We start from the raw sequence: 11,295 nt of genomic DNA, 5'->3' as shown, positions 1-11,295 counted from the left end.
AGCGCGCCCCGCCACTCCTCGGGGCGGATCAGCCGCTCCAGGAGTCCGGCGGCGTCGGTGGACTCGGGCAGGCCCTCGCTCTGGATGAGGCGGTCGAGGACGTCGTCGTAGAACGCGCGCAGGCTGTTCTGCGGCGGCAGCAGGTAGGAGACGCCGGTGCGGTCGTCGCGGTAGAGCTTGCGGCGGCCCTCGACGAACTGCTTGCCCTCGTCGAGCTCATGGGTGCGCAGGCCCTTGGCGAGTTCGCCGAGCTCGTGGAGCATCTTGGCGAGCGGCGGCCGCCACTGCGACTCGCCGGCCTGCCAGGCCCGGTGCCACAGGACCCGGGCCCGCCACTGGTACCAGGCGTCCTGCGCGGCGAGCGCCGCCTGCACGTCGGGGTCGCTCCAGCGGGCGGCGACGAGGCCGCCCGCGCCGCGCCTGATGTGCGGGATGGCGGGCGGGGCGGACTGGACGTCCGGCGGCCTTTCGGGGTCGTTGCGCCGGTTGTCGAGCATCCCGACGAACCCGGCCTCGGCGACCCGCTGCGGGTGGCCCGGCTGCCCGTTGAGCACCGCCTCGACCCGGAACGGGCTGACGAGGCCGAGGAGTTCGCGGACGGCGGTGGCGGGCTTGAAGCCCTCCGTCATCCTCGGCATCTCGCGGGCGAGTTCGGACTCCAGGCGCTCCAGCTCGGTGCGCATGTCGCTGAGCCGGTTGCGCAGTTCCTGGATGATCGCCTTGCTGCCCTTGGGCAGTTGCTCGGGCAGCGCCACGTCGGGCGCCTCCCTGCCCCACAGCCGCCCCACGCCCGCCCGGTTGAACATGTCCTGGACCAGCTGCTTGTCCTCGGGGGTGACCCGGCGGGCCCGCTCGCCGAGTTCGCGGACGGCCTGGGCGAGCAGCCGGGCGGCGACGATCTCGGCGAGGTCGTCGACGGGCACGGTGAGGGAGGCGGCGAGGCTGGTGGACATGCCGCGGTAGCCGATGCCGGTGCGGGCCGGGGTGGAGCGTTCGACGCTCTTGTTGATGAAGCTGGCGGCGAACGACTGGTAGTCGTCGTCGGAGCGGGCCGCGGCGCCGGTTTCCTCGCTGAGTTCGGTGCCGATCAGCGACATCACCATGGCGGTGATGGAGCGCCGCAGGTCCTCGCTGCCGATGACGGCGGGCTTGGAGAACAGGAACGCGGTCTGCACCGTCGAGGGGCGCAGCGCGACGACGCCCTCGACGGGGTAGCGGACGCTGATCCGGCCGCGCTGCTCGACGTCGCCGACGTCGTCGAGGGCGTCCGGCACGTTCTGGTCGTCGACCAGCCGGGACAGGTCCACCAGGGCGCGGGCCGCGTTGAGTTCGGCCTCCCGGCCGCCGCCCGACTCGGGCGGGAACGCGGACGGCATCACGACCAGCGGGTAGATCTTGACGCCCGGCACCTTGCCCTTGCGGAACTCGTGGCCGATGAGGTGCAGGAAGTCGTAGAAGATGCCCGCTCCGGTGCCGCCCGCGACGGAGAACGCGACGAACACGTCGCAGCCCCGGATCCGGCCGCCGCCGACCCGCTGGAGGTCGCCCGCGGAGTTGCCGATCGCGCCGATGGCGTCGCGCAGTTGCCTGAGCACCGGTTCGAGACCGGAGCGCATGGTGGCGAACAGCGCGGCGCGGCCGACGGTCGGCAGCTGTCCGGCGCCGTTGTGGAGCGGGGCGACCCGGGGCTGGCGGGCCTGCGGCGGCAGCCAGAGCCGGGTCTCCTCGTGCAGCGCGACCCGCAGCATCCGGGTCACCTCGGGCGAGGAGTCGTAGTCGGTGGGCAGCAGGTCGTGGACCATCCGGGAGGTACGGGCGTAGGCGGCGTTCTCGGTGCCCTTGGCCCGGAACTGCGGCTGGTGGAGCAGCTCCCCCTCGCTGAAGTCGGCGTACACGAACTGCAGGCAGTCGGGCAGCTGGAACGGCAGCCGCTGGCCGCCGTCGACGAGCTCGGTGCCGTCGGGGCCGCACAGCTCGCGGCGCAGGCTGAGTTCCAGCTCGCTGCCGATGCGGCCACCGGTGCCGCCGAGGCCCACGAAGAGCATGGGCTGATAGATCTTCATGTCGTCTCCCCTGAGGACCCGAAGGGCCTTCGTTCCGTACGTGCGTGGGGCGTGGGGCGTGGGGCGTGGGGCGTGGTGGTGCGGGGTGCGGGGGGTGGTGGTGCGGGGCGGGGGCGGGACGCGGGGGTCAGAAGTCCGCGTCCCAGCCGCCACCGGACGAGGACGGGGGCGGCGGGTCGGCGGGCCGCCCGGAGCCGCCCGCCCGGTCCGCGCCGCCGGGCCGGTCGGACCCGCCCGGGCGCCGGAACCCGCCGAAGCTCGGCAGCGTGAACGGGCGGCCGCCGCCGGTGCTCCGGCGGCTCCCCCGGCCGTCCCGGACCACCAGCTCGCAGTCGTCGACCTCGACGGCGCCGCCCGGGTGGACGGCCGTCTCGCGGCCGCCGTACGGGCGGAACATCAGCCGTCCGTCGCCGGTCCTGCGCAGCCGGTGCGAGGCGGTCGCCCCGGCCTGGCGGCGCTTCAGGACGGGCGCGGCGCCGCGCGGCTCCTCGATGCCGAACATGTACTCGCCGCCCGGGCTCTGACCGGCCTGGACGGTGAGACCGCCCAGCTCACGGCCCTCGCGGCGGAGTTCGATCCGTACCCCGGTCAGATCGCGGCGGCGGTTGCGCACGCTGATCCGGACGGCGGCGAACCCGGCGAGCAGCAGCGCGACCACCACCCCCGCGAGCACCGCCCACCACCAGCGGTCCCACCAGGTGGGCGGCGCCTCCACCTGGATGTCGAGGAAGACGGCGTCGAGCTTGCGGTCGCCCTGGCCGGTGTCCACGACGACGAGCCGGCCGCCGAGCGCGCCGACCGGGGTGCCCTTGGGCACGGTGAGGGTGAACTCGGCCCGCCCGTCGGGTCCCGGCGCGGCGACGACGGTGCCGGGGGTGATCCGCGGGCCACCGGGACCGGCACCGGCACCGGCACCGGACGACGCTCCTGAGGGACTGCCGGTGCCGGTCGTGCCGGTCGTGCCGGTCGTGGCGTCCGCGCCGTCGTCCTCCAGGGCCAGCCGCAGGGTGTGCGGGGCGCTGTCCTTGTTGTCGATGTCGACCCAGCCGCGCACGGTGTCACCGGGGTGCACGGTGGCCCGCTCGACGGAGACCTGCGCCGTGAGCAGCTGGGTGCCTTCGGTGATGTACGTGTGGAAGGGCACCCGGTCGGAGGTCACGCCCGGCGCGGACATGTCGGCGGTGATCTCCAGGGCGCCGGTGGCACCGGCGGGTACGACGAGGCCGCCGGTGAACCGGACGTCCCCGGCCGTCTTGTCGGGGCCCTTCCCGTCGTCGGTGAGCCGGGCGCTCACCGGGGCGAAGCCGCCCGCGCCGGTGAGCCGCGCGGTGACGGTCACGCCCTCCAGCTGGTGCGGGTCGGTGATGACGACCCCGCGCCGGGTCTGCAGCCGCACCTCGACCACCGCGTCCTGGCCGGGGCGTGGGGCGACCGGGTCGAGGACGACGGCGGCACGCAGCCGGCCCTGCCAGATGGCCCGCACGGCGACCTCACGGTCCCGGTGGCCTTCGGGGGCATCGATCCGCACCCGCCAGCGGCCGGGCAGCGGGTTGCGCACCCGCAGCGCCTCGACCGGTCCGTCCTGGCCGCTGACCTCGAAGGCGGAGCCGTCGAACTCCCCATGGGTGGGCACCTCGTGGCCCTTCGGGTCGAAGTAGGTGACCCGGACCTTGGGGTCGTGCTTGCTGACGGTGAGGGAGCCGTCGGTGGCGATCGGCGGGATCGACACGAACAGGTCGGCGGGCGGCTTGCCGGTGTCGCCCTCGGCGATCCGGGCGCACCGGGCGGCGGCGAAGGTCTCCTGCAGCGCCTTGTCTATCCCGGCGGATCCGCCGACCACCCGGGCCCGCGGGATCGAGTCGGGCACGTCGTTGCAGGCGCCCCGGAAGCCGCCTTCGGCCATCGCCTTCAGGGCGGCCTGGTCGATCTTGTCCCCGAAGCCGAGCGGCCAGATCTGCACGCCCGCCGAGCGGGCCTTGGCGAGTTCGTCGGTGAGCGCCTTCTCGCCGTTGGACGGGCGGCTGGCCGGGTCGGTGCCGTACTCGGGGCTGTCGCCGACGTCGAGCCGCCCGTCGGTGAGCAGGAAGACCACCTTGGGGGTCTTCGGCGCCTTGGCGTCGAGGGTGGTGTCAGGGGCCTTGGTGAGGGCGGCGACGGCCTGCCGGATCGCCGCCGGGAAGTCGGTGCCGGGGCCCATCCGGGCCTCGTCGCGGTGGTTGAGCGCCGGGACGCAGTCGCTGAGTTTCTGGCGTCCCGCCGAGTCGACGACGGTGAGCGGGCACACCTCGTTCACGGGTGACTGGCCGGACCGCTCCGAGCTGCCGAACCCGATCACGACGGCCCGGGAGCGCTCGGAGATCTCGCCCTGGCTGATCAGGGCGGCGGCCTCGGTCTCCCGGGCCAGGTCCTGGTCCGCCAGGCTCTTCGACTGGTCGACGACGACGGCGAAGTCGATCGGGTCGGCGCTCTCCGCCGGGTCGGCCGCCGGGGCGGCCGGGGGCGCGCCGGGCACCGCGCCCGCGGTGCCGAACGGCACCGACAGGGCGAGCAGCAGCCCGGCGAGCAGCGCGCCGGCACGGCGCGGCCGGAGCCCGCGGAGCCCGACGCGGGGGCCCCGGCGCGCGGGCGGAAGGACGGTCACGTTCATGGGTGTGTCACCACAGTTCGCTGAGGAGGGCCAGCAGGGCGCCGGCCGCGAGAGCGGCGACGCCGAGTCTGAGCCATCGGTACTTGGCGGCGAGGACGAGTCCGTGGACGGCTGCCTGTTCCAGGAGCCAGCCGGTCGGGTCACCGCCCGCGGTTTCGAGGCGGGCGCGGAGCACGGCCACCGGGGTGCCGGAGACCAGTTCGCGCAGCAGGGTCCGGTCGGCGCCGGGCCGGGTGCGCGGCAGCACGACGGAGACCAGCATCAGGACCCCGGCGGTCCACAGCACCCCGGCCGTGACGAGGAGCCCGAGTCCGGCGCCGCCGGGCACCGGGCCGTTGTCGCGGGAGAACACGACGGCGAGGAAGGCGAGCGCGCCGGACAGCAGGATCGCCGCCTTGGTGTCGGCCCGCCCGATGTCCTCCCGGACACCGGCCAGCAACTGCTCGGCCAGCTCGCGCAGTTCACCCGCCGGGGGCGCGGTGGCCGAGGTCGCGGGTGTGGTCGAGGCCCCGGGCGTGGCGGGGGTCGCGGGTGTGGTGGGGGTCGCGGGTGTGGTCATTCGTCGTCCCAGTCGTCGAACCCCGCGCTCGGCCGGTTCCTCGGCGGCTCGTCGTGCCGGTCGCGGCGCCCGGCGGATCCGTAGCGGTCCCCGCTCCCCGTGGTGACGTCGGTCGGCTCGTAGATCCGCTCGTCCCTCGGCTGCTCCGGGGGCGACGGCTGCTCCGGCCGCTCCGGCGCGGGCCGGTCGTCCTGCGGCCGCCGGTCGCGGCCCGACTCGTCCCAGTGCGGTTCGACAGGCTCGGGCGCGGCGGCCTCCAGGGGGCGCCGGGCGGTCCGGGCGGTGTCGAGGACCTGGGTGGCCACGCCGCCGACCACGGTCCCCGCGCTGTCCTTCAGGTGCTGGAGGAGCTGGTACGCCTGCTCGTCGATCTCGTGCCGTTCGAGCACCCCGGCGTCGAGGAGGCGACCGAACAGGGCCATAAAGTCCTCCTGGCCCTCGCGCCGTTCGCGCTGGAGCTGGCTGCGGATCTCCCACTCCTGGTCCGGGGACTTCGCCATGTAGTGGGCGATCTGGGCCAGTTCGCCGCGCTGGAACAGCACTTCGAGCTCGGCGGCCCGGGCGTGCACCAGCTTGCGCTGCCACTGCTCCTTGCGGATCTCGGCCTGGGCGGCCTGGTCGTCGCTGCGCGCCGCGACCCCGATCAGGTCGCCGCGGCCGATCTCCTTCTTCGTCTCGTCGGCGAGGTCGAAGAAGACGTACACCTGCGTCCGCAGCCCGATGTCCCGGCCGAGCAGCAGCCGCCCGGACGCGAGCTCGGCCCGTACCGCCTCGTCGGCCCGCTGGGCGTCGGTGAGCGGGAAGCGGCGGGAGACCGAGCGCAGCCCGTCGAGCAGATCGCCGTGGAGCAGTTCGGCGACGTCCCAGACCAGCTCCCGCACCACCTGGTAGGGGTCCTCGACGGTCCACACCACCTGCACCCGGGCGTCGAACCAGGAGCCGTCGCCCGCCGCCGGGAGCTGGAGGTTGAACTCGGTGACGTTGCGGCCGAGTTGCACCTCGAAGACGGTGACGGGGCGGCGGAGCAGGGGGACGTCACGGTCCTCCTTGCGGTCCGGCCAGATCACCCGGTGGCCACCGTTGCGGTAGAGCAGCACCGCGGCGACCTGGGCGCTGCTCCACTTGTACGGCGGAGCGCACTCGCGCAGCAGCGGACCCCTGACCGCCCCTTGGCCGCCCCGCCCCTGGTTCTGGCCCTGGCCCTGCCTCTGGTCCTGGTTCTGCCTCTGGTCCTGGTTCTGGCCTCGCGCCATCTGACGGCCCTGGTTCAGGTTCAGGTTCTGATTCGGGTACTGGTTCGGGTTCTGGTTCTGGTTCGGGCCGTTCATCGGTTCGCTCCTTCCGCGACGGCGTCCCACATGCGGCGCGCCGCGCTCTTGTCCATCGGGCGGTCCCGGTCCCGTACCAGGTCGTTCAGCAGGCCGCGGATCCGGTCGCGGTCGCGGCGCTCGACCGAGAGCCTCGGCAGCAGCTCGCAGACCAGGCCGAGGGCGGTGGCGTCCTTGGCGGCCCGGCGCAGCAGGGTGCCGAGCCCGTCGAGCGCGGCTTCCCCGGCCCGCGCGGTGTTGAGGGTGCGCCGCAGCAGCGCGGCGAGCCGGGGCGCGAGGTCGGGCCGGGTGGCGAGGAGGGCGACGAGCAGCGAACGGGAGGCGTGCTCGTCGAGCGCCGGGACGTCGTCCAGGCCCCACAGATAGGTGGTGCGGGTGGTGAGGCTGTTGATGACGGCCAGGTGGGTCAGATTGGCCAGGCTGGTGCGGCCGTCCGTCAGCCAGTGCTCCATGCGGCGCACCACCGGCTCGGGTTCGCCGCAGGCCAGCAGCCGGGTGACGCTGAACGAGGCGGCGCCGAGCACGTCGATGTCGTTGCCGGTCTCGCGGTCGCGCACCACCCGGGCGAGGGCGTCGAGCGAGCGAGCGGGACCGCCCGCGGCGAACGCGTAGCCGTGGGTGAGCAGCGCGGTGTCGCGGAGGTTGTCGTCGCCGGAGTCCGCCCAGTCCTTCACCACGTCGGCGATCGCGGGCCGCACCTCGGGGTCGCGGGCCGCCTCGGCGAGCGCGGTGGCCGCCGCCATCCGGGCCACGCCCTCGTCAGTCCCGGCGAGCGGGGCGATCAGCTCGTGGAAGCCGTGGATCCAGTCCCAGGAGCACAGCACCCCGGCGGCGATGGCGGCGCGCACCCACACCTCGGGGCGCGGGTCGTCGCACAGGGCGCGCAGCCAGCGGGCCATCGGGCCGCGCACGTTGTGGTAGCCGTGCCAGACCTCGGCGAGCACCGCTTCGGCGAGCGCGTCGCCCTGGAACTGGATGGCGCGCATCGGCACCTTGGCAGGGCCGAGGTCGAGTTCGGCGTCGTGCAGGGCGGCCCGGGCGAGCACCGGCCGGTGTTCGGCGTGGGTGCCGAACAGGCGGCGGCCTGCCGGGTGTTCGGGGTCGAGAGTGACGGCGAGCTCCCAGGTGAGGAGTTCCGCCGCCTCGGTGGCGATGCTGTACGCGGAGCCGTTGAACACGGCGACGGAGATCCGGAAGGCGGCCGCCGCGAGGCTGGGCAGCGCCTCGGGCACCGATCCCGGCCGGTCGGCGTCCGCGAACCACTCGCGGGCCTGGACCCGGACGAAGGCGGCGCACTCCTCAAGGAGCCGTTCCTCGGTGAGCGAGCCGTTCCGGTGCCCGGCCAGGTGGTCGGCGAGCCGGGCGGCCTCGCGCGGGCGGAGCTCCGCCAGGCCGAGCGCGGCCACCACGTCGGGCCGGACGGCGAGCGCCCGGGTCTCGGCGGCGGCCTCTTCGGACACCCCGCGCAGCAGCAGCCGCAGATGGCGGTGGAGCACGTCGGCGGCGGGCGGCGGCGCGCAGTACATCCCGTACCGGCCGCGCAGCAGCCGGTCGGCGAGGTCGCCGCTGTCGACGACGATCACCGCGTAGCCGTCGGCCGCGGCGAGGAGGTCGGCGAACCGGTCGAGGTGCAGCTCGGAGAGGCGGCTCTGCGGGTGCCGGGCCGGTTCACCGCGCTCGCCGCGGCCCCGGCGCGTCTCGCGCTCGCGCGGGGCGTCGTCCTGGACGTGTTCGAGCAGGTGCCCGGCCTTCTCGTGGAGCGCCTCGGGGGTGATCTCGTCAACCCCGTGCCGGGGGTCGAGCCGGAACACCCGGCGCTCGGCTACCTCGGCGAGCAGGGCGAGCGCGGTGGCCTTGCGCCCGTTGCCGGGCTCGCCGCACAGCACGACGACCCGGTGGCTGCGCAGCCGGTCCTTCATCCGCTGGTAGTCGGTGGCCTCGCGGTAGACGGCGTCGAGGTGGTCGAGGGTCTCGGCGGGCACGGTGCCCTGGACGAACTGCGGCCGGTCGCCGACCAGCAGGTCGAAGCGGTCGCCGTAGTGGATGTAGGCGTCGCGTCCGGCGGCGGTGCGGTGGTCGCCGGGCCGGGTGCTGCCCTGGCCGAGGGAGCGGCGGGCGGCGCGCGCGATGCCCGCGCCGCCGGTGCTGCCCCGGCCGCCGCGGGCCGCGTTGTCGAAGGGGCTGGGCTCCTTGGCCTGCTCGGCGCCGGAGCCGTCGGTCGTGGCGCCCGCCCCGGCGCCTTCGCCCTTGCCGCCGCCCGCGCCCGGCTGCCCGGCCGCGCCCCCGCCGTCCCTGCCTTCCCTGGCGTTGTTGGCGTCCGGCTCGCGGCCGGAACCGCCCTGGCCGAGGTCGTCGTCGCTCATGCCCGCCCCTCCCGTGCCGGATGCTCCGAGCCGCCGCCCGCGGCGCCGTCGAAGCCGTCGTTCTCGAAGCCGTCGTTCTCGAAGCCGTCGTTCTCGAAGCCGTCGTTCTCGAAGCTGTCCGCGAAGTCGTCGAAGTCCTCGTCAGCGAAGCCGTCGTGGCCGTCCGGTCCGACCCGGTCGGGGTCGGGGTCGGGGTCGTCGTCCCAGTCGGGCTCCCGCTCCTCGCGGATGTCGCCGGGGTGACCGGCTCCGGCTCCCCGGCCGTCCTCGCGCGCCGCGTCGCGGGCGCCGTTCCGGATGCCGGTGAAGCCGCCGTGGATCGTGTTGCCCTCGTTGATCTGGATGTCCCGACCGGCCCGGTACCAGCGGTTGCCGCCGGACTTCGGCCGGTCCGGCTCGGTGACGCCGCAGCCGTCGGTCAGCGCGGGCCGGTCGGATGGTGGTGGGGCGTCCCCCCGCGACGTCCCACCACCGGTTCGTGGGTCACCCTTCCCCGACCGCGCCGCCCGCCCGAGGTCCGGCCGGACGCCGTGGCCGGTGCCCGTGGCGCGGCTCCTGCCGGACCCGCCCCGGGACATCGGTGGCTCGGGCAGCCCGGGCACGTAGAACCAGGCGTCCTCCCGGGTCTCCTTGGACGCCACCAGCTCGCGCCGGTAGCGGTCCGGTTCGACATAGCGGCCGCCTTCGGCGACCACGTTCCGGTAGAGCCAGTCCGAGACCACGATCAGCAGGTCGACGTCCGGCGCGTCCGTCATCACATGGCGGGCGGGCGCGCTGTCGCACAGGCGGCAGGCCAGGTCGACGGCGCGGCCGACGAGCCCGCGGCCGTCGTCGAGGACGAGGCCCGCGTTCATCCCGACGCGCAGCCGCAGGCGTCTGCGGCTGGTCGCGTTGTGCGCGCGCAGGCTCTCGCGGAGCGTGTCGATCCAGCGGCCGACCATGCACACCGGGGGCACGTCCGGGCGGAGCGCGGCGAGGATGCCGTCGCCCCGGTCCTCCTGGTGGACGGTGCCGGGCTCGATGCCGACGGAGGCGTACGCCTCGCCGAACGCCTCGTACATGGCGGCACGGGTGAGCCGTTTCTCGTCCATGCCGAGGCGGCCGGAGCCGACGACGTCCCCGAAGACGACGAGCCGGTGGAGCGCGCCGGCGTTCGCGCCGACTTCCGCCCCGGTGCTCGGTCCCGTACTGCTCACTCGGACTCCTCTGATGTGGTTCAGGTGGTTCCGTGGTGGTGACGCGTCCAGCCTCGCGGCTCCCGGCCGAGGGCGATGTAGCGGTTTACACAGCCGGGGGTCGTTTGTCCGACGAATGTGCGCCGGGGTGTGCGCGCCCCTCGGCGAGCAGCACGAGCAGCGGCATGTCGACCACGACGACGGTGCGTTGGGCGGTCTTGACGACGCCCTGTTCGCGCAGCAGCCGCAGCGCCTTGGCGACGGCTTCCCGGGTGGCTCCGATGGCGGCGGCCAGGTCGTGCTGGGGCAGCGGGAGTTCGACGACGGTGCCGGAGCCGTCCCGGCGTCCGGCGCGTTCGGCGAGTTCGACGAGGCGGGCGGCGAGTCGGCGCAGCACGGTCTCGGAGGCCAGCGAGCGGCGTTCGACGTCGGCGCTGCGCAGCCGGTTGGCGAGCTGCCGCATGATCAGTGAGGTGGCGTGCGGGCGGGCGGCCAGGAAGCGGCGGAACCGGTCGCCGGAGATGACGACCGCCTCGACCCGGCCGAGCGCGGTGACGGTGGCGCTGCGCGGGCGCTGGTCGACGGCGGCGAGGTCGCCGACCACCTCGCCCGCGCCGCGCAGGGCCAGGATCAGCCGGGCGCCGCGCTCGGTGCCGACCGAGACGACGGACCAGCCGGAGAGCAGGGCGATGACGTACGCGGTGGTGTCCCGCTCCCTGATCATGATGTCGCCGGGTGCGTAGGTGCGCGGGGCGCCCTCGGCGAGCAGGGCCCGGCGGTCGGTGTCGGAGAGTGCGTGGAGGAAGCTTCGATCCTGGCCGAAAAGACTCACCGGTCGCTCACACCCCCGCACGACACCGCGCATTCGCGTGCTTGTTCCCACATCAACGGGCAACGGGCGTCACATTGTTGACACTCTGTCACTCCGTGGGGTGAAGAACGCTAGGGCCACCGACAGAATCGCGTCAACGCGGTCCGCGCGATCACGAGGGGCGCAAGGGAGCGCTCTTTTCCGCCCCCTTGCGCCCCCTGTGTCCACTCCGTGACCTGCCGCGCACCGGCCCGTAACCGGAGCACTCCCCGACCGGTGTCGGCGCAGGCCGAAGGCCGGTCCCGGAGCGGATCCGGGACCGGCCTCGGGGTCGCGCCCGCCCCTGGCG

The 11,295-nt window shown here is 74.6% G+C and carries 6 protein-coding genes and 1 pseudogene; all 7 read right to left on the bottom strand.

The window, feature by feature from the left end; translation table 11 throughout:
- Positions 1–923: 923 nt before the first annotated feature.
- Positions 924–2,045: pseudogene (locus ACIPXM_RS07090) on the bottom strand (tubulin-like doman-containing protein); the annotation flags it as partial.
- A gap of 145 nt (positions 2,046–2,190) precedes the next feature.
- Positions 2,191–4,710, bottom strand: a complete 2,520-nt coding sequence (locus ACIPXM_RS07085; RefSeq protein WP_401652855.1) for a VWA domain-containing protein — start codon at positions 4,708–4,710, stop codon at positions 2,191–2,193.
- Positions 4,711–4,717: 7 nt separating this feature from the next.
- Entirely contained in the window at positions 4,718–5,269 is a 552-nt protein-coding gene (locus tag ACIPXM_RS07080) for a Pycsar system effector family protein (protein WP_401652853.1), read from the bottom strand.
- Positions 5,266–6,597: a hypothetical protein gene (locus tag ACIPXM_RS07075; protein WP_401652851.1), complete on the bottom strand. Its 1,332-nt coding sequence runs from the start codon at positions 6,595–6,597 to the stop codon at positions 5,266–5,268. Before ACIPXM_RS07075 ends, ACIPXM_RS07080 begins: the two co-directional genes overlap by 4 nt.
- Complete coding sequence (locus ACIPXM_RS07070; protein WP_401652849.1) at positions 6,594–8,960, bottom strand: hypothetical protein; 2,367 nt, start codon at positions 8,958–8,960, stop codon at positions 6,594–6,596. The genes ACIPXM_RS07075 and ACIPXM_RS07070 overlap by 4 nt, the downstream gene beginning before the upstream one ends.
- Positions 8,957–10,156, bottom strand: a complete 1,200-nt coding sequence (locus tag ACIPXM_RS07065; protein ID WP_401652847.1) for a hypothetical protein — start codon at positions 10,154–10,156, stop codon at positions 8,957–8,959. The genes ACIPXM_RS07070 and ACIPXM_RS07065 overlap by 4 nt, the downstream gene beginning before the upstream one ends.
- A gap of 85 nt (positions 10,157–10,241) precedes the next feature.
- A complete protein-coding gene (locus ACIPXM_RS07060; protein WP_401652845.1) occupies positions 10,242–10,967 on the bottom strand; it encodes a Crp/Fnr family transcriptional regulator in 726 nt (241 codons plus the stop codon).
- Positions 10,968–11,295: the final 328 nt, after the last annotated feature.

Source organism: Streptomyces sp. NPDC090025 (assembly GCF_044748125.1).
Classification (GTDB): domain Bacteria; phylum Actinomycetota; class Actinomycetes; order Streptomycetales; family Streptomycetaceae; genus Streptomyces.
This window is presented reverse-complemented; position numbering and strand designations above follow the sequence as displayed.